This window comes from Mesorhizobium sp. 10J20-29 (assembly GCF_054130485.1).
In genome coordinates this window covers 3,632,822-3,655,150 of the sequence record NZ_CP199156.1, presented here as the reverse complement: position 1 = coordinate 3,655,150, position 22,329 = coordinate 3,632,822, and the positions used below count along the sequence as shown (strand labels likewise).

General features: G+C 65.7%; 25 protein-coding genes. 5 read left to right on the top strand and 20 right to left on the bottom strand.

The annotated features are described in order from the left end of the window. Nucleotides 1–40 precede the first annotated feature (40 nt). Nucleotides 41–598: a YceD family protein gene (locus ACT2BZ_RS17380; RefSeq protein WP_457936375.1), complete on the bottom strand. Its 558-nt coding sequence runs from the start codon at nt 596–598 to the stop codon at nt 41–43. Next, entirely contained in the window at nt 598–1,146 is a 549-nt protein-coding gene (locus tag ACT2BZ_RS17375; protein WP_457936373.1) for a ubiquinol-cytochrome C chaperone family protein, read from the bottom strand. Before ACT2BZ_RS17375 ends, ACT2BZ_RS17380 begins: the two co-directional genes overlap by 1 nt. 125 nt (nt 1,147–1,271) lie before the next feature. Between ACT2BZ_RS17375 and ACT2BZ_RS17370 the strand changes: the two genes are divergently transcribed. Further along, nucleotides 1,272–1,796, top strand: coding sequence for an outer membrane protein assembly factor BamE (locus ACT2BZ_RS17370; RefSeq protein WP_457936372.1), 525 nt, complete (start codon nt 1,272–1,274; stop codon nt 1,794–1,796). 169 nt (nt 1,797–1,965) lie between these two features. Here ACT2BZ_RS17370 and ACT2BZ_RS17365 read toward each other — a convergent pair whose 3' ends face one another. The 14 genes from ACT2BZ_RS17365 to ACT2BZ_RS17300 form a co-directional block, all read right to left on the bottom strand. Then, complete coding sequence (locus tag ACT2BZ_RS17365; RefSeq protein ID WP_457936370.1) at nt 1,966–4,107, bottom strand: sodium-translocating pyrophosphatase; 2,142 nt, start codon at nt 4,105–4,107, stop codon at nt 1,966–1,968. A 228-nt stretch (nt 4,108–4,335) separates the two neighbouring features. Then, nucleotides 4,336–5,553 (bottom strand): MFS transporter, encoded by a 1,218-nt coding sequence (locus ACT2BZ_RS17360; protein ID WP_457936369.1) that lies wholly within the window; start codon nt 5,551–5,553, stop codon nt 4,336–4,338. Then, nucleotides 5,550–5,957 carry a transcription antitermination factor NusB gene (gene nusB, locus ACT2BZ_RS17355; protein ID WP_457941369.1) on the bottom strand — a complete coding sequence of 136 codons (408 nt, stop codon included), beginning with the start codon at nt 5,955–5,957 and terminating at the stop codon, nt 5,550–5,552. Before nusB ends, ACT2BZ_RS17360 begins: the two co-directional genes overlap by 4 nt. A gap of 91 nt (nt 5,958–6,048) precedes the next feature. Beyond that, the gene (gene ribH, locus ACT2BZ_RS17350) at nt 6,049–6,537 is read right to left on the bottom strand and encodes a 6,7-dimethyl-8-ribityllumazine synthase (protein WP_457936368.1); all 489 of its coding nucleotides are present in this window, start codon (nt 6,535–6,537) and stop codon (nt 6,049–6,051) included. A 116-nt stretch (nt 6,538–6,653) separates the two neighbouring features. After that, the gene (locus ACT2BZ_RS17345; protein ID WP_457936367.1) at nt 6,654–7,271 is read right to left on the bottom strand and encodes a riboflavin synthase; all 618 of its coding nucleotides are present in this window, start codon (nt 7,269–7,271) and stop codon (nt 6,654–6,656) included. Then, complete coding sequence (gene ribD, locus ACT2BZ_RS17340) at nt 7,271–8,398, bottom strand: bifunctional diaminohydroxyphosphoribosylaminopyrimidine deaminase/5-amino-6-(5-phosphoribosylamino)uracil reductase RibD (RefSeq protein ID WP_457936366.1); 1,128 nt, start codon at nt 8,396–8,398, stop codon at nt 7,271–7,273. Before ribD ends, ACT2BZ_RS17345 begins: the two co-directional genes overlap by 1 nt. 3 nt (nt 8,399–8,401) lie before the next feature. Next, nucleotides 8,402–8,866, bottom strand: coding sequence for a transcriptional regulator NrdR (gene nrdR, locus ACT2BZ_RS17335; RefSeq protein ID WP_457936365.1), 465 nt, complete (start codon nt 8,864–8,866; stop codon nt 8,402–8,404). A gap of 100 nt (nt 8,867–8,966) precedes the next feature. Next, nucleotides 8,967–10,274, bottom strand: coding sequence for a serine hydroxymethyltransferase (gene glyA / locus ACT2BZ_RS17330; RefSeq protein WP_457936364.1), 1,308 nt, complete (start codon nt 10,272–10,274; stop codon nt 8,967–8,969). Between the two features lie 177 nt (nt 10,275–10,451). Continuing rightward, a complete protein-coding gene (locus ACT2BZ_RS17325) occupies nt 10,452–11,711 on the bottom strand; it encodes a L,D-transpeptidase family protein (RefSeq protein WP_457936363.1) in 1,260 nt (419 codons plus the stop codon). 321 nt (nt 11,712–12,032) lie between these two features. After that, nucleotides 12,033–12,551 (bottom strand): transcriptional regulator LdtR, encoded by a 519-nt coding sequence (gene ldtR / locus ACT2BZ_RS17320; RefSeq protein ID WP_457936362.1) that lies wholly within the window; start codon nt 12,549–12,551, stop codon nt 12,033–12,035. A 165-nt stretch (nt 12,552–12,716) separates the two neighbouring features. Beyond that, a complete protein-coding gene (locus ACT2BZ_RS17315) occupies nt 12,717–13,145 on the bottom strand; it encodes a DUF6163 family protein (RefSeq protein ID WP_457936361.1) in 429 nt (142 codons plus the stop codon). Continuing rightward, a complete protein-coding gene (locus tag ACT2BZ_RS17310) occupies nt 13,142–14,185 on the bottom strand; it encodes an enoyl-CoA hydratase/isomerase family protein (RefSeq protein WP_457936360.1) in 1,044 nt (347 codons plus the stop codon). Before ACT2BZ_RS17310 ends, ACT2BZ_RS17315 begins: the two co-directional genes overlap by 4 nt. 78 nt (nt 14,186–14,263) lie before the next feature. Then, nucleotides 14,264–14,626 carry a VOC family protein gene (locus ACT2BZ_RS17305; protein ID WP_457936359.1) on the bottom strand — a complete coding sequence of 121 codons (363 nt, stop codon included), beginning with the start codon at nt 14,624–14,626 and terminating at the stop codon, nt 14,264–14,266. Nucleotides 14,627–14,656: 30 nt separating this feature from the next. Further along, nucleotides 14,657–15,202 (bottom strand): dTDP-4-dehydrorhamnose 3,5-epimerase family protein, encoded by a 546-nt coding sequence (locus tag ACT2BZ_RS17300; RefSeq protein WP_457936358.1) that lies wholly within the window; start codon nt 15,200–15,202, stop codon nt 14,657–14,659. A 178-nt stretch (nt 15,203–15,380) separates the two neighbouring features. On the opposite strand from ACT2BZ_RS17300, the gene hemB reads away from it, so the two are divergent. After that, nucleotides 15,381–16,415, top strand: a complete 1,035-nt coding sequence (hemB, locus tag ACT2BZ_RS17295) for a porphobilinogen synthase (protein ID WP_457936357.1) — start codon at nt 15,381–15,383, stop codon at nt 16,413–16,415. A gap of 7 nt (nt 16,416–16,422) precedes the next feature. Here the strand turns inward: hemB and ACT2BZ_RS17290 are convergent, their stop codons facing one another. Further along, entirely contained in the window at nt 16,423–17,613 is a 1,191-nt protein-coding gene (locus ACT2BZ_RS17290; RefSeq protein ID WP_457936356.1) for a cytochrome P450, read from the bottom strand. A gap of 373 nt (nt 17,614–17,986) precedes the next feature. Between ACT2BZ_RS17290 and ACT2BZ_RS17285 the strand changes: the two genes are divergently transcribed. Further along, the gene (locus tag ACT2BZ_RS17285) at nt 17,987–18,346 is read left to right on the top strand and encodes a DUF423 domain-containing protein (RefSeq protein WP_457936355.1); all 360 of its coding nucleotides are present in this window, start codon (nt 17,987–17,989) and stop codon (nt 18,344–18,346) included. On the opposite strand, the gene ACT2BZ_RS17280 is transcribed toward ACT2BZ_RS17285, so the two are convergent. From ACT2BZ_RS17280 to sthA, 3 genes are all read right to left on the bottom strand, one after another. After that, nucleotides 18,343–18,828, bottom strand: a complete 486-nt coding sequence (locus ACT2BZ_RS17280; RefSeq protein ID WP_457936354.1) for a VOC family protein — start codon at nt 18,826–18,828, stop codon at nt 18,343–18,345. The genes ACT2BZ_RS17285 and ACT2BZ_RS17280 overlap by 4 nt on opposite strands. Nucleotides 18,829–18,851: 23 nt before the next feature. Next, nucleotides 18,852–19,274 carry a VOC family protein gene (locus ACT2BZ_RS17275; RefSeq protein ID WP_457936353.1) on the bottom strand — a complete coding sequence of 141 codons (423 nt, stop codon included), beginning with the start codon at nt 19,272–19,274 and terminating at the stop codon, nt 18,852–18,854. Between the two features lie 98 nt (nt 19,275–19,372). Then, nucleotides 19,373–20,764 (bottom strand): Si-specific NAD(P)(+) transhydrogenase, encoded by a 1,392-nt coding sequence (sthA, locus tag ACT2BZ_RS17270; protein ID WP_457936352.1) that lies wholly within the window; start codon nt 20,762–20,764, stop codon nt 19,373–19,375. Nucleotides 20,765–20,958: 194 nt separating this feature from the next. Here sthA and ACT2BZ_RS17265 point away from each other — a divergent pair, with 194 nt between their 5' ends. Further along, nucleotides 20,959–21,429, top strand: coding sequence for an RDD family protein (locus tag ACT2BZ_RS17265; protein ID WP_457936351.1), 471 nt, complete (start codon nt 20,959–20,961; stop codon nt 21,427–21,429). A 124-nt stretch (nt 21,430–21,553) separates the two neighbouring features. Beyond that, nucleotides 21,554–22,309, top strand: coding sequence for an arginyltransferase (locus ACT2BZ_RS17260; protein ID WP_457936350.1), 756 nt, complete (start codon nt 21,554–21,556; stop codon nt 22,307–22,309). Nucleotides 22,310–22,329: the final 20 nt, after the last annotated feature.

Here is a 22,329-nt window from a genome sequence, read left to right as displayed (position 1 = left end):
CCCGCCGCACAACCGCGATTTCGGACTGGCGGAAGAGAATTCAGCTTTTCTGCGTAAGCTTGCGCAGTTTTTCCTGCAATGGCCCGTTCGGCTCGGATTTGCCGGAATCGCCGGCGGGCTTGCCGACAGCAGCACCGGGCTTGCGCGGATAGGGGTCGAGCGCGAGGCCGAAAAACTCCTCGGCAAGCGCACCGGGATCGATCGTGTCGCCGGAAAAGAGCTCCGGGCCGTCGGGACCGTCGGTGTCGAGCAGGATCTCGCCGCCGCCCTCGAAACCCTGCCTGCCGAGCTTCGAATCCTCCGGCAGGTAGAGCCCCTCCACTTCGGCAGAGACTTTGGCATTCATCGGCTCCAGCGTGACGACGCACTGCTGCACGACGTCTGCGCTGACCCTGCCCGTGACCTTGACGCCATTGCGCCGCCAGGGCGTCACCAGAAGTTCGGCCCGGTAGCGTCCGACCTCGAGCAGGTCATGCTCCAACGCCAGCGCCTCGCGCTGCGCCGCGTCGGCCTCGATCACCACCGGCATGCCCTTTTGCGGCAGCCGCGCGACATTGACCTTGAAGGCTACGGGACTGGTCGCCTCTTCCAGCTCCATCACGCGGCTCCCTGCTTGAGGATGGGGGCTGGAAAGCTGAGCTTTCCGGCACAGATCTCCCCGGTCGGCTCCGCCTGCAGGCAATTCTGCACCTCGAAGACATAGGCGGCGAGCTCGCCGGCCTCGGGCCATTCGGCGGCATCAGGGCGCACGTTGCGCGACAGCGCGGCCGCCATGGCCTCCCGGTCGGCGCGCGCCAGGGCGTCGTCATAGGCGGTGGTGCGGCCGTAGAACATGCGGGCGAGCTTCTTCATCCGCTTGGGGATGCCGGAATCGCCGATGCCCAGCTCGCGCAGCGAGTGGTCGACGTCGGTAAAGAACGTGTCGATCAGCATCTGCGCCACCTCGCGGGCAGCCCCCTCCTCGCCACGCATGCGGTGCTGGAACAGGAACATGTGCAGCGACAGCATCTCGAATCGGCCGAGCGGCGTGTCGGGCACGTTCCACGCCGAATAAAGCGGCTCTTGCCGCGCGGCTGCCACGATTGACGCGTAGAGCGCGTCCGTTATGTCGCGGTTTGCGTCGCGGCCGAATAGGCGCTGGAACATGTAGCGTGGTCTCCCGGCGATCAGTTTCGCCCTGCGGCCTTGTTGCATCGGTGTGCAAGCTGGTTTACCCGTTCTGCCGCCCGGCGCAAGTTTTTGAGCCGCCTGCAGAATTGATGGAGTTGTTGTTGGCCGCGTTGAAATTCAAGACCCCGTCTTTGCCGCAGTCGACCGGCGCCGTGTCGCTGCTGGTCGCCGCCATTGCGCTGTCGGGCTGCAACACCTCGAAGACTTTTTCCGGCCTCACGCCGGGCGAGACCCTGACCCAGGGCTATGTGGTCGACCAGGAATCCATCGACCTCGTGCCGATCGGCTCCAGCCGCGAGCAGGTTCTGCTGGCGCTCGGCACCCCGTCGACCACCGCGACCTTCGACAACGAGGTCTTCTATTACGTGTCGCAGACGCGCCGGCGGCCGGTCGCCTTCATGAACGCCAAGGTCATCGACCAGCGCATCCTGGCCGTCTACTTCAACAGCGAAGGCCGCGTCGAGAACATCGCCAATTACGGCCTGAAGGACGGCAAGGTGTTCGACTTCATCTCGCGCACCACGCCGACCGGCGGCAAGGACCAGAACTTCCTCGGCCAGATGATCTCGGGCATCGGCAATATCGGCCAGAACACCGCCAAGAACGTGTTCGGCGGCGGCAACTAGCCGCCCCGGCGGTTCGCCGCCCCAATCAGGGATCCGAAACGGCAAAACCCCGCGCCACGGCGCGGGGTTTTTCGTTGGCCGCCTGCACGACGATGACGGGCGGCGGGCAGGAAAAGAAAAACCCGCGGGATCGCTCCCGCGGGTTCTTTGCGTCGTATGAAACCCCGGCTCAACCGTGCGCGAGCACGGCCAGCAGCAGGAGCGCCACGATGTTGGTGATCTTGATGGCCGGGTTGACGGCCGGGCCGGCAGTATCCTTGTAGGGATCGCCGACCGTGTCGCCGGTCACCGAAGCCTTGTGCGCCTCGGAGCCCTTCAGGTGCTTGACGCCGTCCTTGTCGGTGAAGCCGTCCTCGAACGACTTCTTGGCGTTGTCCCAGGCACCGCCGCCGGAGGTCATCGAGATGGCCACGAACAGGCCATTGACGATGACGCCAAGCAGCGAGGCGCCGAGCGCCGCGAAGGCCGAAGCCTTGGAGCCGGAGATCAGCAGCACGCCGAAGTAGACGAACAGCGGCGCCAGCACCGGCAGCAGCGACGGGATGATCATTTCCTTGATCGCCGCCTTGGTCAGGATGTCGACGGCCCGTGCATAGTTGGGCTTGGACGTGCCTGCCATGATGCCCGGGTCCTCGCGGAACTGCTTGCGCACTTCCTCGACGATCGAGCCGGCGGCGCGACCAACGGCCGTCATTGCGATGCCGCCGAACAGATAGGGAATGAGGCCGCCGAAGATCAGGCCGGCGACGACATACGGGTTCGACAGGTCGAACGAGACCTCGCCCATGCCCTGGAAGTAGGGATATTTGTCCCCGTTCGCGGCAAAGAACTTCAGGTCGTTCGAGTAGGCCGCAAACAGCACCAGGGCGCCGAGGCCGGCCGAACCGATGGCGTAGCCCTTGGTGACGGCCTTGGTGGTGTTGCCGACCGCGTCGAGCGCGTCGGTGGACTGGCGCACTTCCTTCGGCAGGCCGGCCATTTCGGCAATGCCACCGGCATTGTCGGTGACCGGACCGAAGGCGTCGAGCGCCACGATCATGCCGGCAAGGCCGAGCATGGTCGTCACGGCGATGGCCGTGCCGAACAGGCCAGCGAGCTGGTAGGTCGAGATGATGCCGCCGCAGATGACGATGGCGGGCATGGCCGTCGACTCGAGCGAGACGGCAAGGCCCTGGATGACGTTGGTGCCGTGGCCGGTCACCGACGCCTGGGCGATCGAGTTGACCGGACGCTTGTTGGTGCCGGTGTAGTACTCGGTGATGACGACGATCAGGCCGGTCACGAGCAGGCCGATGAGGCCGCAGATGAAGAGGTTCGTTCCGGTGACGGCGACGCCGCCACCGGTGCCGATCTCGCCCCAGCCGATGGTCAGCGAGGTTGCGCCACCAAGGCCGACGACCGACAGCAGGCCTGTCACGATCAGGCCCTTGTAGAGGGCGCCCATGATCGAGCCGTTGGAGCCGAGCTTGACGAAGAAGGTGCCGATGATCGAGGTGAGGATGCAGGCGCCGCAGATGGCCAGCGGGTAGAGCATGACGGAGTCGAGAACGGCGGTGCCGCCAAAGAAGATGGCCGCGAGAACCATGGTGGCGACGACCGTCACCGCGTAGGTCTCGAACAGATCGGCTGCCATGCCGGCGCAGTCGCCGACATTGTCGCCGACATTGTCGGCGATCGTCGCAGGGTTGCGTGGGTCATCTTCCGGGATCCCGGCCTCGACCTTGCCGACCAGATCGCCGCCGACGTCTGCGCCCTTGGTGAAGATGCCGCCGCCGAGACGCGCGAAGATCGAGATCAGCGAAGCGCCGAAGCCCAGCGAAACGAGTGCGTCGATGACGGTGCGGTCATCGGGTGCCAGGCCCATCGGACCGATCAGGATCATGTAGTAGACGGCGACGCCAAGCAGGGCGAGGCCAGCAACCAGCATGCCCGTGATGGCGCCCGATTTGAAAGCGATGTCGAGGCCGGCAGCGAGGCTGTTGGAAGCCGCCTGCGCGGTACGCACGTTGGCGCGGACCGAGACATGCATGCCGATGAAGCCGGCAACGCCTGACAGCACTGCGCCGATCAGGAAGCCGATAGCCGCAGAGATCGACAGGAGCCACCAGGCCAGAAGCAGAACGACCACGCCGACAATTGCGATCGTGGTGTATTGCCGCGACAGATAGGCCTGCGCCCCTTCGCGGATGGCGGCTGAAATTTCCTGCATGCGCGCATTGCCCTGGTCGGCAGCAAGTACCGACGACGTCGCCCAAAGGGCGTAGACAATTGAAAGCAAGCCGCAGGCGATGACGACGTAGAGCATGGTCATGCCAGTATTTTCCCTGAATTTTGGCCCGAAAGAACCCCTCCCCGGACCGTTGGATGGAGACCGGTGACCTCGCGGCCGGATTCCGATCTGTCGGAGCGGCTTATGCGAAACAGTCTCGCGAACGTCAAGATATTGTTAGGGTTCTGCCCGGTTTTCGGCCAAATCGATTGAATGATCCCGGCCCGGATCGGCGCTTCGTCGGGTGGGCGCAGCGCCCGAAGATTGCCCTCAGGCCCGGGCGGTGCCGCGCGCGCGCCACAATGCCAGCAGGCCAAGCGCGGCAAGGCAGATGCCGGTCACCGGGAAGATCACCCAGTTCAGCATGTCCCAGCCCGCGCTGTTGTAGACCATGCCCGAGGCCAGCGACCCGACCGCGACGGAGCCGAACAGGATGAAATCGTGCAGGCCCTGCACCTTGCCCTTCTCGGACTCGCGGTAGGTGCCGGCGACCATCGAGGTGGCCCCGATGAAGCCGAAATTCCAGCCGAGCCCGAGCAGGATCAGGGCCGTCCAGAACTGCCAGAGTTCGATGCCCGACAGCGCGACGAAGGCACAGCCGATCAGGAGCAGCAGGCCGGCGGCGACGATTGTCTCCTTGCCGAAGCGGCTGATCAGCGCGCCGGTAAAGAAGCTCGGCGCAAACATCGCCATGACGTGCCAGGAAATGCCGAGGGTCGCCTCGTCGGGCGAGAAGCCGCAGCCGACCATGGCAAGCGGCGCGCCGGTCATGACGAAACTCATCAGCGCGTAGGAGCCGACCGCGCACAACAGCCCGACGGCGAATTGAGGTTGCGAGACGATTTCCATCAGCGGCCGTGCCGGTGCCTCGCTGTGATCGACGGGGCCTGCCGCCTTTTCGGGCACCCGCAGCAACGACAGGAACACGGCGCCGATCGCAGCCAGCACCAGGATGGCGGCGAAGGAACCGGCAAACATCACCGGGGCCAGCAATTCGCGCGTGAAGATGACCGTTTGCGGCCCGATGATGGCGGTGAACACGCCACCGGCCAGCACGAAGGAGATTGCCTTGGCCTTGAAGGCAGACGGCGCATTGTCGGCGGCGGCGAAGCGAAACTGCTGCACGAAGGCGCCGCCGAGACCGATAACCAGCAGGCCCGCGGCGAACAGCCAGAAGCTTGCCTGGAACAGGGCAATCGTCGCCAGCAGCCCGCCGAGCGCGGTGACGAGAGCGCCGGACAGGAAGCCGTGGCGCTGGCCGATCCTGCGGATGAGCGCGGCCGCCGGGATCGCGCCCAGGGCAACGCCGACGTTGAAGCCGGTGACGGGCGCGGTCGCCAGCGACTTGTCCGTGCCGAGAAGATAGACCCCGGCAAGCGCGCCGAGCGAGATGGAGATGGGTGCTGCCGAGCCGATGATGGCCTGGGCCGACGCAAGGATCAGCGCGGTCCGCCTGGCGTCCCTCTCGGCCGGCGTGCGGAGGGTCACTGAACGTCCTTGCCGCGCCCTTCGCCCCGTACGCGCCTCGCCACGCGGTCAAGCACGGCGTTGACGATCTTGGGCTCGTCCTCGGTATAGAAGGCCTTGGCGATGTCGACATATTCGGAAACGATCACGGCCACCGGCACATCGGCGCGCTTCGTGAGTTCGTAGACCCCGGCGCGCAGGATGGCGCGCAACGTCGAATCGAGGCGCGACAGAGGCCAGTCCTCGGCAAGCGACTCGCGAATGACGGGGTCGAGCGTCTTCTGGTTCTCGACCACACCCGACAGGATGGCGCGGAACCATTGCGCGTCGGCCTCGCGGTACTGCGCGCCGTCGACTTCCTTGCCGAGCCTGAAGGCCTCGTATTCGGCGGCGATTTCGAGCACGCCGGTGCCGACCACGTCCATCTGGTAGAGCGCCTGCACGGCCGCCAGCCTGGCTGCGCCGCGCTTGTTGGCCTGGCGGGGGACGTGTTCGCCTTCTGGCTGTTTCACGGTCTCAGGCCCCGAGCTTTTCGCGCATCGCGATCATGGTGAGCGCGGCGCGCGCGGCAAAGCCGCCCTTGTCGCCGTCGCTGCGCCGGGCGCGAACCCAGGCCTGCTCGTCGTTCTCGGTGGTCAGGATGCCGTTGCCGATGGCCAGCGCTTCATTGACCGCTAGGTCCATCAGCGCGCGCGAGGATTCATTGGCGACGATCTCGAAATGATAGGTGTCGCCGCGCACGACCGTGCCGAGAGCGACATAGCCGTCATAGGTCTTGCCGCCATTGGCCGCACCATCGAGCGCAAAGGAGATCACCGCCGGGATTTCCAGCGCACCGGGCACCGTCACCACGTCGTAGGTTGCCTTCGCCTCGTCGAGTGCCGCCTTGGCGCCTTCCAGCAGCGCATCGGCGAGGTCATCGTAAAACCGCGCCTCGATGATCAGGATGTGCGCCTTCGCCTTGGGCAGGCTGAAAGCTTTCTTGTGGTCTGACGTGACGGCCATAAAAGTCTCCGGAGAAGCCGGTCACTTAGGCCGAACCGGGTCGTATCGCAAGCGCTTCATCGTCTCCGCGGCGGATACAGTGTGTGCCAGGCAGGCCGCGGCTGGCCGGAGCGCCGCTACAGGCCCTGCTCGGCGGCCTCCGCAAGCCGCGCCGCGTAGCGCGCCATGGTGTCGATCTCGAGGTTGACGGCGTCGCCCGCCTGCCGCTCGCCCCAGGTCGTCACGGTCAGCGAATGATGGATCAGCAGCACGTCGAAGCGAGTCCTGTCGACCTTGTTGACGGTGAGCGAGGTGCCGTCGAGCGCGACCGAGCCCTTGGGCGCGATGAACTTCGCCAGATGGGCCGGCGCCTCCAGCGTGAAGCGCACGGCGTCGCCCTCGTCCTCGCGCGCCACGATTTCGGCCATGCCATCGACATGGCCCGACACGATGTGGCCGCCAAGCTCGTCGCCGATCTTCAGCGCGCGCTCGAGGTTGATCCGGGTGCCCTGCCCCCAGCGCGACGCTGTCGTCAGGCGCAGCGCCTCTTCCCAGGCCTCAACCTCGAACCAGCGCGCATTGGAACCCTTCTCGGGCAGGCCGGTCACCGTCAGGCAGACGCCGGCGCAGGCGATCGAGGCGCCGATGTCCACGGTCTGCGGATCGTAGGCGGTCTCGATGCGCAGCCGCACGCCCTCGGGCAGCGGCGTGGTCGAGGCAACCTTTCCGATATCGGTAACAATGCCGGTAAACATCAGATCGCCCTCGTCCATTCCTGGTAGCGGTCGTCGCCGAAACTCGCCTCGCGCACCAGCTCGAAACCGGGCGGCATGCGTGACGCATCGATCGGCGCTGCAAGGCCGCCCTCGCCGATCACCACGGCGCCGGAAAACAGCGCGATGCGGTCGACCAGCCCTTCCTCGAGAAAATGGCGCGCTGTCGCCGCGCCGCCTTCGACCAGCACGCTCGACATGCCCTGCGCGGCGAGATCCTCGAGCAGTTCCGGCAGCGCGACACGGTCGTCATAGGTCTCGGTCGCGAGCATCCTGGCGCCCGTGCGCTCCAGTTCGGCCTTGCGCGAGGGATCGGCCTCCGCGCAGGCCGCGATCAGCAGCGGCACCGCTCTTGCCGAACGCGCGAGCTTGGAATCGGCGGGCAGCCTGGCCTGGCGGTCGAGCACGATGCGCGCAGGCGACCGGGCCGAAAGCCCCGGCAGCCTGACCGTCAGCTCGGGGTCGTCCTCGAGCGCGGTGCCGATGCCGATGATCACCGCATCGACGCCGGCCCGCATCAGGTGCACCTGCCGGCGCGCTACGGCGCCGGTGATGGCGATCTGCCCCTCGCCCGGCTTGCCGATCATGCCGTCGACGGAAAGCGCAAGCTTCAGAATCACTTCCGGGCGCTTTCTGAGAGATCGAATCAGGTAGCCGGCCATGGCGTCGGCGGCCTCTGCGGCAAGCACGCCCTCGACGACCTCGATGCCGGCGTCGCGCAGGATGGCGTAGCCCTTGCCCGAAACCCGGCTGTCCGGGTCGCTCGCCGCGCCGACGACACGCGCCACGCCCGCGCTGACCAGCGCGCTGGCGCAGGGCGGCGTGCGGCCGTGGTGGGCGCAGGGCTCGAGCGTCACATAGGCGGTCGCGCCGCGCGCCCTCGCGCCCGCCTGCGCCAGCGCCTCGGTCTCGGCATGCGGCCTGCCCCCGATGTCTGTAACGCCGCGCCCGACGATCACCGGACCGTCGCCGTCGTCGCGCACGATCAGCGTGCCGACCGAGGGGTTGGTGGAGGTCAGGCCGGCGTGCTTGCGCGCCAGCCGTATCGCCGCGGCCATGTAGCGGCGGTCATTGGCCTGTTCGGCGTCGTGAGCCGTGGTCGCGGCCATGGATCAGGCTGCGTCCTCGTCGCCCTTCAGCTCGCCCAGAACCTCGTGAAAATCCTTGGCCTCGCGGAAATTGCGGTAGACCGAGGCGAAGCGCACATAGGCGACGTCATCGAGCGACTTCAGCGCCTCCATGACCAGGCGGCCGATCTCGTCGGAAGGCACTTCCGCCTCGCCCGAGCTTTCAAGCTGGCGCACGATACCCGTCACTGCGCGGTCGATGCGGTCGGGATCGACATTGCGCTTGCGCACGGCGATCTCCACCGAACGCAGCAGCTTGTCGCGGTCGAACGGCACCTTGCGGCCCGACTTCTTCAGCACCACGAGATCGCGCAGCTGCACCCGCTCGAACGTCGTGAAGCGTCCGGCGCAGACCGGGCAGACGCGCCGGCGCCTGATCGCCCCGCCATCCTCGGCAGGACGGGAGTCTTTCACCTGTGTGTCTTCCGACTGGCAGTAGGGACAGCGCATGGAAACCCTATATCTTGCGATTCTCTCGTCGCGAAAGCCTTAGAGCTTTTCGGCGCCGCGTGAAAGCGCCGGACGCGTCAGCGCAAGACCGGTTCCCCGCTCACCCCAGATAGGGATACATCGGGAAGCGCTCCGTCAGCGCCAGCACCTTCTTCTTCACCGCCTCTTCCACGGCGGCATTGCCCTCGTCGGAATTGGCGACCTTCAGCCCGTCCAGCACTTCCGAGATCAGCTGGCCGATCTCGCGGAACTCCGCCTCGCCGAAGCCGCGCGTCGTGCCGGCCGGCGTGCCCAGCCTGACGCCCGAGGTGACGAAGGGCTTTTCGGGGTCGAAGGGAATGCCGTTCTTGTTGCAGGTGATGTTGGCGCGGCCGAGCGCTGCCTCGGCGCGCTTGCCGGTGGCGTTCTTCGGCCTGAGGTCGACCAGCATCAGGTGGTTGTCGGTGCCGCCCGAAACGATGTCGAGGCCGGTCGCCTTGAGGCTGTCGGCCAGCGTGCGCGCATTGTCGACGACGGCCTTGGCGTAATCCTTGAATTCCGGCTTCAGCGCCTCGCCGAAGGCCACCGCCTTGGCGGCAATCACATGCATCAGCGGACCGCCCTGCAGGCCGGGAAAAACGGCCGAGTTCATCTTCTTGGCGATCGCCTCGTCATTGCACAGGATCATGCCGCCGCGCGGGCCGCGCAGCGACTTGTGCGTCGTGGTGGTCACCACGTGGGCGTGCGGCAGCGGCGACGGGTGCTGCCCGCCCGCCACCAGGCCGGCGATATGGGCCATGTCGACCATCAGCCAGGCGCCGACCGCATCGGCGATCTCGCGGAAGCGCTTCCAGTCCCAGACGCGCGAATAGGCGGTGCCGCCGGCCAGGATCAGCTTCGGCTTGGTCTCGTGCGCCTGCTTCTCGATGGCGTCCATGTCGAGCAGGTGGTCGTCCTTGCGCACGCCGTAGGAGACGACGTTGAACCACTTGCCGCTCATGTTGACCGGCGAGCCGTGCGTCAGGTGGCCGCCCGAATTGAGGTCGAGGCCCATGAAGGTATCGCCCGGCTGCAGCAGCGCCAGGAACACCGCCTGGTTCATCTGGCTGCCGGAATTGGGCTGCACATTGGCGAAATTGCACGAAAACAGCTTCTTGGCGCGCTCGATCGCCAGTTCCTCGGCGATGTCGACGAATTCGCAGCCGCCATAGTAGCGCTTGCCCGGATAGCCCTCGGCATACTTGTTGGTCATGATCGAGCCCTGCGCCTCGAGCACGGCGCGCGAGACGATGTTCTCCGAGGCGATCAGCTCGATCTCATGGCGCTGGCGGCCGAGTTCGGAGCGGATGGCGCCGAAAATCTCCGGGTCGGCGTCGGCAAGCGTCGTGCCGAAAAAGGATTCGTGCTGCTTCGAGGCGGCTGATGCCATGACGGGTCAATCCTTGCATGAAAAGTCGGGCGGCGGTGTCGGGCGCCATTAACACAGTTGTTTTGCCCTCGCCATGTTCGCGGCGCGAAATCTGCGCGTCGGAATGCGCCATGCGTCCGCCATGCAAAGAAAAAGCCGCCCGGAGGCGGCCTTTTCGAAAGCGTTGGGCTGCGGCGTTCAGAGCGCCTGCGACATGCGCAGTTCGTCGACGCCGTCGCGGCCGTAGATGTCGTCGCGGAAATGCGCCACGCCATCGCCCGTCGACCAGGCCGAAATGTAGGTGAAATAGACCGGCACCGGCTCGGCGAGCTGCACCGGCGTGCTCTCACCGCTCTTGATGGTCTCCTCGAAGCGGCGGCGGTCCCAGCCCGGCGTGTCGCGCAGCAGCCAGGTCACGAGGTCGCGCACATTCTGCACGCGCACGCAGCCCGAGGAATCGAAACGCATCAGCTTGGAGAACAGGCTCTGCTGCGGCGTGTCGTGCATGTAGACGTTTTCCGGGCTCGGGAAGTTGATCTTCACCGAGGCCATGGCATTGCCCGAACCGGGGTCCTGGCGGAAACGGAACTTCGTGGCGTCCTCGGTCGACCAGTCGATGGTCGACGGGTCGAGCTCGATGCCGTCGGGCCCGAGGATGCGGATGTTGTTGTTGGCCAGGTACTGCGGATCCTTGCGCATCAGCGGGATGATGTCCTTGCGGACGATCGACACGGGCGCATTCCAGTACGGATTGACGATGACCTCGTTGATCGCCGAGTTCAGGATCGGCGTCTGGCGGTCGATCTTGCCGACGATTGCCGTGTGGCGCAGCGCCACGCGGTCGTTCTCGACCGCCTCGATCTGGGCTGCGGGCACGTTGACCATGACATAGCGGTTGCCGAGGAAGCCCGACATCGAGCGCAGGCGCACGAGGTTGGTCTCGAGCTGGCCGAGGCGCACCGGCGCCGAGACGTTCATGGCCGCATAGGTGTAGGTGCCGAGCACGCCGTCGGCCGGAAGCCCGTGGCGCGCCTGGAAGCGCTTCACCGCAGCGTCGACATAGGTATCGAAGGATTCGGAAATGCCGGCGCTGGTCGACAGGTCGCCAGAGATCATCAGCCGCTTGCGCAGCACCACGACGTCGGGATCGACGACGCCGAGCTGCAGCTTCTTGGTGGCCGGCACCATCGGCCAGCCGCCCTGCGCGACGATGCTGGAATATTGCGAGACGGCCTGCTCGATGTAGCTGACGGTCTGCGGCGAAAAGATAGGCAGGTTGGACGCGACCTTGTCGTTCTGCGTGGCGCGTGCATCGAACGTGTCGTCCCAGTTGCCGCGGCGCGATGAATTGAGAATATCGCCGATCACGTCCTGGGCGCTCGCGACGCCCGTCAGGGCCGTGGCGGCCATGGCGCCTGCGGCGGTGAGGAAGAAACGGCGGCTGCTGTTGGTCGTCATCAAGTCTACTCTTCTCGCATCGCGGCGGCTGTTCGGGCTATCGGGCTCCGCACTTTATGGTTGCCATTCTTAACAATTGGCCAACCATGCGGAACCCTGTCCGTCTCGGTAGATGGCGCGCCCGCCTCAGGCGTCCAGGTCGCAATGCGCGCATGGCGGAACGGTCGGTTCTCCCGTTTCCACTCGAATATGGCAGCAGCATGGCCCGTGGCCATTAACGATGCCGTGAGGCAAACGAAAAGTGGCCGCGTCCCCCCGGGCGCGGCCACTGGAATTTACCTGCCAAGCAGCTGGCGACAACGCGGCCGCCTGGCCGGCAGATCACATGCGGTAGGCGATCGTGTCGTTCCAGAAGCGGTCGAGCCGCTGCAGGGCACGGTTCATCTGCATGAATTCCTCGGTGTTGATGCCGCCCACCTGCTCGATCGAGCCGATGTGGCGTTCGTAGAGCCCGCCGACGACCTCGGCGACCGCCGTGCCCTTGGGCGTCAGGCTGACGCGGACCGAACGACGGTCGATGCGCGAGCGCTGGTGGTTGATGAAGCCGAGATCGACCAGCTTCTTCAGGTTGTAGGAAACGTTGGAGCCGAGATAGTAGCCACGCGAGCGCAGCTCGCCGGCGGTCAGCTCCGAGTTGCCGATGTTGAACAGCAGCAGCGCCTGGATGGCGTTGATGTCGCTGCGGCCGTTGCGGTCGAACTCATCCTTGATGACGTCGAGCAGACGGCGGTGCAGGCGCTCGACCAGCTGCAGCGATTCCATGTAGAGCGAACGGATCGCTTCGCGGCGATCGTCCGATACGGTAGCGGGCTTCGCCGCCGGACGCGAATTGGTGTTCATTTGTCTTGCCTCTCGTTTGTCGCCCGGTGATTGTTTTTATTTCTCACCTTGATCGCGACACTATCGAATACACATAAAATTCGACTTAAACGCCAAGACTAACAAGGGGTTAAGTTGAGGTGGTTTCGAAAGAGGCTTAACGAGCGGTCACCCAAGACCATAAAATTAACCGTACTGGTCCGCCTTGCGCTTCTGCCAGTAAATCAGGCCGCGCAACCCGCCATAGAACAGCGCCACGACAATGTGGCTGACGACGATCAGCAGCCGGTTGCCGTAGAGGTCGGGAAAGAACACGTACATCAGGATTTCCGTCGCCGCGCAGATGCCCCAGATGACCGGGCCCCAGGAGGCCAGCATCCACAGGCCGATCGCGGCGAAGGGAAAGAACACGGCCAGCGTCACCGCGGCGACCTGCCAGTGCAGCGGCATCAGGTCGAAGCGCCATAGCGGCCCCTCGTAGAAGCCGATCAGCCGGATCCAGTAGAGGACGCCGAACAGCAGGCAGTAGCCGGCGATGACCCGCTGGAACCAGACGAAGATGACCTCGACGACGGTCGGCCGCATCACGGCGGATCTTTCGACGACGTCGCTCACAGCACGAGGTCTCCGCCCGGCAACGGCGCGAAGTAGCCGTCGATGACGGCCTGGTCGATCTCTTCCAGCCGCGCGGGCCGCCACTCGGGCTTCGACCCCTTGTCGATGAGGGCTGCGCGGATGCCCTCGAAGAAATCGTGGCCCTTGAGCATGCGGTTCAATATGCGGAACTCCATCCGCATGCATTCCTCCATGTCGAGCGTCAGGCCGGTGCTGATCGCCTTGAAGGCGACGTTCAGGCTGGTCGGCGATTTCTGGCGCAGGGTGGCGAGCGTCTCGGCGGCGAACTCGTCTGTCGCGGCTGCCTGCTCGAGGCTCGCCACGACATCGTCGAGCGTCCCCTGGGAGAAATGACGGGCGATGGCGTGCAGCGCGGAGTCGTCGGTCTGGCGCGGCACGGGCCTGAACGCCTCGCGCAGCTCGGTGCCGGGGTCACCGGTCTCGGCGATGTTGTCGAGCAGGCCGTCGAGGTATTTCGATTCGACCGTGTGGGTCGCCAGCCCGGACCACAGCGCGTCGCCATAACCGATGCGCTTGCCGGTCAGCCCGAGATACATGCCGAACGAGCCGCCCAGATCGGCAAGCAAGGTGCTGCCGCCGACGTCCGGGAAAAAGCCGATGCCGACTTCCGGCATGGCGAACTGCGCCCGTTCGGTCATCACGCGATGCGAACCGTGGAAGGAGATGCCGACGCCGCCGCCCATGACGATGCCGTCGACCAGCGCGACATAGGGCTTCCCGTAGCGCGCTATCCTGGCGTTGAGGCGGTACTCGTCGGCAAAGAACGCGACCGGCGGGTCACCCGCCTTGCCCGCCTCGTAGACGTCGAGAATGTCGCCGCCGGCCGAAAACGCCTTGCCCTCGGCCTTGACGACGATCACCGCGACACCCGGGTCGTCCTCCCAGGCATCGAGCGCCCGCGACAGGGCCTTCACCATCTGATGGGTGACGGCATTCAGCGCCTTCGGCCGCGTCAGCGTGACGACGCCCGCCATGCCGAGCCGCTCGAAGCGGATCTGGTCGCCACCGCCAAAATCCATCGTGACAGAATCCCTTTCCGCTCCCGGCCGGAACAGAACTGCTAAAGGGTGGCGGATAGGCGCGTCAATGCCGGCGCTTCAGGCTTGGCCGCCATGCGCCAGTATGTTGACCAGCCGGCCGAACGGATCGCGCAGGAAGAAGCGCCGCACGCCCCATGGTTCGTCGGTGATTGCATAGGCGATCTCGAGGCCGGCCGCCTGCGCCCGCGCATGCACGGCGTCGACATCATCGACCTCGATGGAGAGGTCCGGCACCGGCGCGCCCGAGCCGCCTTCGCTGGCGAAGCTGAGCTGAGGCCGCACGGCGGCTTCGTCACCCGCGAACGTCACGATCCAGCCGTGGTCCATGACGATCTCCAGTCCGAGCAGGTCGCCGTAGAATGCCTGCGCTGCGCGCGGATTGGCGGTGGCGACATTGGCGACGATACGTCTGACGGTCATGGCGTCCTCCGTTCTGTCGAAGCGCGCCAGCTAGAAGCTGTAGGGGACGATGCAGCGCGCCGCTTCCGAATCCCAGGGCAGATCGAGTGCGTCGGGCGACTCGTAGTTGTACATGCGGTCCGGCATGTTGATGATGATCGCCTCGGTGACGCCGATGTTCTTCCAGCCATGGTAGAGGTTGGGGGCGATCGTCAGCAGTCCCGGATTCTTCTCGCTGACGGTGAATTCGTTGATGCGCCCCTGGGTCGGCGAACCGTTGCGGCCGTCGAAGACGACGATCTTGACCAGTCCCGACACGACGAAGAGCCGGTCGGTGCTGACCTGGTGCAGGCCCCAGGCCCTGATGCGGCCGGCATAGGTCGTCGTCGTGTGGACCTGCACGATCGGCGCGGTGATCTCTTCCCAGTCCTGGCGGGCAACCTCGGCAACGTGGCCGTCTTCGTGCGGCACCGGCCGCACCGGCCTGAACACGACGCCCTCTATCGGCACGCGGCGCAGGCTGCCCTGGTGATCGACGGCGGATTGCTTGGCCAGGAGTTCTGCTCCGCCCGTCACGTCGGGGATGGTCTTCTGCATGACTGCACTCCGCTTTCGAATCCGGCCGCGCGCAGCCGGCAATTGCCCATTGCCGATATTGTAGCAAGACCTCGCGCCTGGTCGCCAGCCGCAATCCGGCCTCGCTCTGGACCAGTCCCGAGGCATTGGTGAACGCCCGGCCCTCGTGCTAAAAGCCGCTCGATCCGGAGTAGACACCATGAACAAGTTCACCCCTGCAAGGGCAGTAACCACCAGCCGCAGCGTCGACGAGATCACCGCGTCCCGCCGCCTGCGCCGCATGCGCAAGGCCGACTGGTCGCGCCGCCTCGTGCAGGAAAACCGGCTGACCGTCGACGACCTGATCTGGCCGATCTTCGTCATCGACGGCGAAAACCGCCGCGAGGAAATCGCCGCCATGCCCGGCGTCTACCGCATGAGCGTCGATCTCGCGGTCAGGGAAGCCGAGCGCGCCGCGAAGCTTGGCATCCCTTCGCTCGCCACCTTCCCCAATGTCGATCTGTCGCTGCGTGACCAGACCGGCTCGCACATCCTCGACCCCGAGAACGTCATCAACCGGGCCACCCGCGCCATCAAGGCGGCGGTGCCCGAAATCGGCATCATCACCGACGCCGCGCTCGATCCCTTCACCAGCCACGGCCATGATGGCATCCTGCGCGACGGCGTCATCGTCAACGACGAGACGGTCGACCAGGTCGTCGCGGCGGCTGTCATCCAGGCGCAGTGCGGCGCCGACATCATCGCGCCCTCCGACATGATGGACGGACGCGTCGGCGCGATCCGCGACGGGCTCGACGCCAATGGTTTCCAGGACGTCGCCATCATGTCCTATGCGACGAAGTTCGCCTCGGCCTTCTACGGCCCCTACCGCGAGGCTGTCGGCACGGCGGGCCTGCTGCAGGGCGACAAGAAGACCTACTATCTCGACCATGCCAATGGCGACGAGGCGCTGCGCGAGGCCGAGCAGGACGTTCTGGAGGGCGCCGACATGCTCATGGTCAAGCCTGGCCTGCCCTATCTCGACATCATCCGCCAGCTCAAGGACGCCTTCTCGATGCCGACCTTTGCCTACCAGGTGTCGGGCGAGTACTCGATGATCATGGCGGCATCCGCCAATGGCTGGATCGACGGCGAGCGGGCGATGCTGGAATCGCTGCTCTGCTTCAAGCGCGCTGGCTGCGACGGCATCCTGACCTACTTCGCGCCCAGGGTGGCGGAGATGCTGAAGGGCTGACCGCCGTTCAGTTCCGGGCGGCAAGCCCGTCGCGTTCTCTGCGACGGACCACCAGCCTGTCGCTCGGCTCGAAATGGAAGCGCCCGCGCAAGGCGCCTCCCTGACCGACCGTCTCTATCCGGAAGCCGGAAACGATCTGCTGCACGAACAGGGAACTCAGCCCGACGACCCAGCCTGCTCCCAGGCAGCGTCTCTTGCCGATCCCGAGCGGCGCATATCGGTCCGCGGGAACCTCTTGATCGACGAACCGCATCGGGTCAAAGCGAAACGGGTCATCGAAAATGCCGGGGTCCTTGTGCGCTTCCCAGACGGCGATCCGGACCATGGTGCGCTTCGGGATGAGGAAACCCTCGAAGACTATGTCTTGCGTGGCACGCCTCGTCACATATTCGCTCTGCGCGAGCCGAAGCGTTTCCTGCGCGACGGCGGTGCACAGTGCGTCCCGCCGCCTCTCGTCCCCTTCCGCTGCGATCCGATCCACAAATGCCGGGTTGCGACCGAGTATGGACAGGATCCAGCACCATAGGCCGGTCAGGTCGAACTGGCCTGTCTCGGTCATGTGGAGAAGGTTGCCGACGGCAGTCTCGTCGAGGCCGCCGGACGAAACGACGCTTGCCAGCATGCTGGGAAGCGCCTGCTCGCGCTCGATCTCGCCGGCGCGCAGCATAAGCAGTTCGCTCATCTCGCCATAGGCAGCGATCTGCTGCGGCGCCGGCGACACGAAGGTGCCGTCGGGAGCGTAGGCGCGGAACTCTTCGGCAAGCCTGTCATGGCCGTGCCAGCCAGGCTCGACGCCCAGCACCATCCGGAAGAGCGTCTCCTTCGCCGCCTGCCTGACCAGGTCCCGAGCGACCCCTAGTTCGGCAGGCTGCGGCTCGGCGGCGATTGCCGAGAGCGCGCGGTCTATCGATTGCCGGTTGGCCTCCTGATGGGCGCGGTAGTCGGCGGCGCGCAGTGCCTCCGCGAATAGCTTGCGATAATGCGCATGGGTCTCGCCCTGCATCTGGCGCAGGAATCCCTGCGGGAAGACGGGTTTCAGATCCGGCGTTGCGGCTTCTATGCAGTCTTCGCATTCGGCAAGGAAACGGTGGCCCAGAGGAATGCCGATGAGGCAGGTCGTTACCTTGCCGCCGAGCCAGGCCTTGAAGACCGGGCCGTGGCGCTCGAAGCGCTTCAGCAGGTGGCGTTCATCGCCCAATTCCGCAGCGGTCGGCGGGCGCAGGGAGCCGGGTGCGAGCCGACGTCCCCTGGCCAGGGCCCTGAGATTCGCCCTGGTTGCGCCAAGCAAGGCACGGGGCCGGTCCAGCCATGTTCGAGAAAACAATCTCGCACGTCCGACCAATGCCAATGCCAAGCCACCCCCGATCTGCCTGGACGAGCCTAGGACAATCATCGCTGCCGGCCAACAGGTTGCGCGGAACTGGGGGCAGGACTTGCGGACCCGACCGGGCCGGATCACGCCGGCCAGCCGGCCAAAACGAGGACAGCCCCAGGCGCCCGAACGGATTTCACCGGGCCTCTCGCGGCGGCCGCCGCGATCGCCTAGGCTGGAGCAAAGCAGGAGCGATTCAATGTCCGCCCACCCCATCCTGATCGCCATCGCGGGTCTCTCGGGCGCGGCCGGCGTCGCGCTGTCGGCGGCCGCGGCGCATTCGGCCGGCCCCAATCTCGGCATCGCCGCCTCCTTCCTGCTCGCCCACGCGCCGGTCTTTCTCGCCGTCGGCATGCTCGGCGGCAACCGCGTGATGCGCTCCGGCACGGCCGCGCTGCTGCTGGGCGTGCTGCTGTTCTGCGGCGATCTCGTCATGCGCGACTATGCCGGCACGCGCCTCTTCCCGATGGCCGCACCGGCCGGCGGCACCATCATGATCCTGGGCTGGCTCGGCATTGCCGCCTCGGCGCTTCTGCCGAGGCGACCGCAGGGCGGCTAACCCTCATAGGCCTTCTCGAGCGGCGCGATCTCGATCTTGACCATGTCGAGCATCGCCTCGGCCACGCGCCCGGCGCGCGCGCGGTCCTTGTCCTTCATCATCTCGATCAGCACCTTGGGCGTGATCTGCCAGGACACACCGTAGCGGTCCTTCAGCCAGCCGCAGGCCTCGTAGGTGCCGCCCTCGCCGAGTCCTGCCCACAGCCGGTCGACCTCTGCCTGGTCGTCGCAGTTGATGACGAAGGAGACGGCGTGGTTGAAGTCGTCCATCTGGCCGGCCTGCATGGCCTGGAACTGCACCCCGCCCAGCGTGAACTCCACGACCTTGACCGATCCGGGCGGCCCGCTCGGCGACTCCGCCTCCAGCGTCCAGCTGCCGTCGATGCTGGAGTTGGGGATCAGCGAGACATAGAAGCGCGCCGCCTCCTCCACCTCCCTGGCGAACCAGAGAAAGGGAGCGACTTTGGAGACCGTCGTTGCCATGCTTTCCTCCTCTCTCTGCCGGGTCAGGCCGCGGACTGCGCGCCGGTCGCGGCAGCCGCATCCATCCAGAACACTTCCCAGATGTGGCCGTCCGGGTCCTCGAAGCTGCGCCCGTACATGAACCCGTGCTCCTGCGTCGGCGTCGGGTCGATGACGCCGCCGCCCGTCTTGGCCTTCTCGACCAGGGCGTCGACATCGGCGCGGCTGTCGGCCGACAGCGCGATCAGCACCTCGCTGCTCTTGCGGGCGTCGACGATCGTCTTCGACGTGAACTGGCGGTATTTGTCGTGCGTCAGCAGCATCGCGTAGATGGTGTCGGAAAACACCATGCAGGATGCGGTGTCGTCGCTGAACTGCGGGTTCTTGGTTGCGCCGATGGTTTCGTAGAACGCCGTCGCGCGCTTCAGGTCGGCGACCGGCAGGTTGACGAAGATCATTCTGGGCATGGGCTTCTCCTCTGATGCGTCTATAGGACGAACCGGGTCCGGAGAAGCCGACACGAGGCCGGCATTTTTTTGAACGACGATGCCGCAGCCGGCGCGGCCTAGCCCCGCCCCATGCGGTTCCAGGCGTCGAGCCCGGCGATCTTGTAGGCCTCTGCCAGCGTCGGATAGTTGAAGGTGTTGTTGACGAAGAAGTCCACCGTGCCGCCGAGATTGATCACCGCCTGGCCGATATGGATGAGCTCGGTGGCGCCCTCGCCGACGATGTGGGCGCCGAGCAGGCGGCGCGTGTCGAGCGCGAAGATCAGCTTCAGGAAGCCGGTATCGACGCCCATGATGTGGCCGCGCGAGGTCTCGCGGAAGCGCGCCACGCCGACCTCGTAGGGGACGGCGCTCTCGCGCACCTGTTCCTCCGACTGGCCGACGGTCGAGATCTCGGGCACCGCGTAGATGCCATAGGGAAAGGTTTCGGGCGGCGGCGGCAGCGGCACGCCGAAGGCGTGGCAGGCGGCGACCCGGCCCTGCTCCATCGATGTCGAGGCAAGGCTCGGAAAGCCGATCACGTCGCCGGCGGCGTAGATATGCGGCACCGTCGTCTGGAAGGTCTGCGGGTCGGCCTTGATGCGGCCGCGCGAATCCGCCTCGATGCCGACCGCCTCGAGGCCGAGATTGGCGACGGCGCCCGAGCGGCCGGCGGCATAGAGCACCATTTCGGAACGGATGCAGCGGCCGTCGGCCAGCGTGACCTCGGCGCAGTCGGGCTTGGACAGTATCTCCTTCACGGCGCTGCCCAGCCGGATCGTCATGCCGCGGTCGCGCATCTGGTGGATGAAGTCGTCGACGATCTCGCGGTCGACGAAATCGAGGATCGAATTGCGCGGCTCGATCAACGTCACCGGCACGTCGAGCGCCGAGAAGATGGTCGCATATTCGACGCCGATGACGCCGCCGCCGATCACCGTCAGCGTGCGCGGCAGCTGGTCGAGCTCCAGCATCTCGTCGCTGTCGAAGACGCGCTTCCTGTCGAAGGGCACCTCGGCGGGCCGGTGCGGCCTGGTGCCCACCGAGATCAGCGCGTGGTCGAAACTCGCCTCGCTGTGCTCGCCGGCCTCGGTCATCAGGCTCACCGTGTTGGCGTCCTTGAAGGTGGCGGCCGCCTGCATGCTGCGCACCATGTTGCGCATGAACTGGTGCTGCAGCACCTCGACCTCGTGGTCGAGCGTCTTGTGCAGACGCCGCACGAGGTCGCCGACCGAGATGTCCTGCTTGACCCGGTAGCCGCGGCCGTAAAAGCCGCGCTCGCGCCAGCCCGACAGGTTGAGCACCGTCTCGCGCAGCGTCTTGGACGGGATCGTGCCGGTATGCACCGAGACGCCGCCAAGCCGCATGCCCTTGTCGACGACAAGCACGGAGTGCCCGAGCTTGGCCGACTGCACCGCGGCACGCCGGCCGGAAGGCCCGCTGCCAATGACCAGCATCTCGTAATGTTCCATCAGTCCCCCGCGCCCCGAACCGGCTTTGCTGCACCGCAACAGAGTAACGTCAGAAAGTTGACAAACTCAATCGCCGATCGCGCCGCCGGGCTTGGCCCTTCCAGGGGGCTCAACCTTGAAATTTTACCCGCTTTCCCCATCTCTCAGGCTGAAGCCGGACCCTCCAGATCGACCGGCCGGAACTGGGAAAGACCATGAACGAACGCACGATAGACGGTGAAATCCTCGGCCAGGCAGTGGACGACATCCGCGCCTATGACGGCGTGCGCTCGCGCCGCGTCTTCGCTTTCCTGATCGACTACCTGATCGTCGCCCTGCTGCTCATCCCCTTCGGCATCCTTGTGGCGCTGCTCGGCCTCCTGACGCTCGGCCTCGGCTGGGCGCTGTTCGGCATCCTCGCGCCGGTCGTCGCGCTGATCTATGTCTGGAACACGCTTGGCGGGCCGAACCAGGCTACCACGGGCATGCGCATGATGGGCATCCGGCTGGAACGCCTCGACGGGCAGCCGGTCGACGGCATGCTCGCCATCGTCCATTCCGTGCTGTTTTGGGCCGGCAACGCGGTGCTGACGCCGCTGATCCTGCTGGTCACGCTGTTCAACGCGCGCAAGCGCACCCTGCACGACCTGCTTCTGGGCACCGTCGTCATCCGCGCCGACCGCTAGAGGCCGGGCCTTCCCGAAAGGCAGACTTGCAACGCTGGCAAGCGTTTGCGACCATAATCCTGTTGAAATTTTCGTGTCACGCTTCAAGGTAGAGCGATTCGTTAGGAGTTGAATCCGGAACTCGATGACGCACCACCCGACCCAGTCGCCGCAGTTCTTCCTGACCGCGCCTTCGCCCTGCCCCTATGTCGAGGGCCAGTTCGAACGCAAGGTCTTCACCCATCTCGTCGGCGACAAGGCGCCGGAGATGAACGACCTGCTGACCCAGGGTGGCTTCCGTCGATCGCAGAACATCGCCTACCGGCCGGCCTGCGAACATTGCCGAGCCTGCATCTCGGTGCGCATCATCGCCGATGAATTCCAGACGACGAAGAACATGCGCCGCGTCATCCAGCGCAACTCCGACCTGATCGGCGAGATGCATGACGCCGAGCCCTCGACCGAGCAATATTCGTTGTTTCGCACCTATCTCGACGCCCGCCACCGCAAAGGCGGCATGTCCGACATGACCGTGCTCGACTACGCCATGATGGTCGAGGACACGCATGTCGACACCAAGGTTATCGAATACCGCAAGCGCGGCCCCGACAGCTTCATTACCGGCAGGGGCACCGGCGAACTCATCGCCGTGGCGCTGACCGACAAGATGGCCGACGGCCTGTCGATGGTCTATTCCTACTTCAACCCGGAATTCGACGACCGCTCTCTCGGCACCTTCATGATCCTCGATCACATCGCGCGCGCCCGCGCCGCCGGGCTGCCCCATGTCTATCTCGGCTACTGGGTCAACGGCTCGCGCAAGATGGAATATAAGGTGCGCTTCCTTCCGCAGGAGCACCTCGGCCCCAAGGGCTGGGAACGCTACACCGAGAAACCCTGACACCGGCCGTCTAGCTGCCG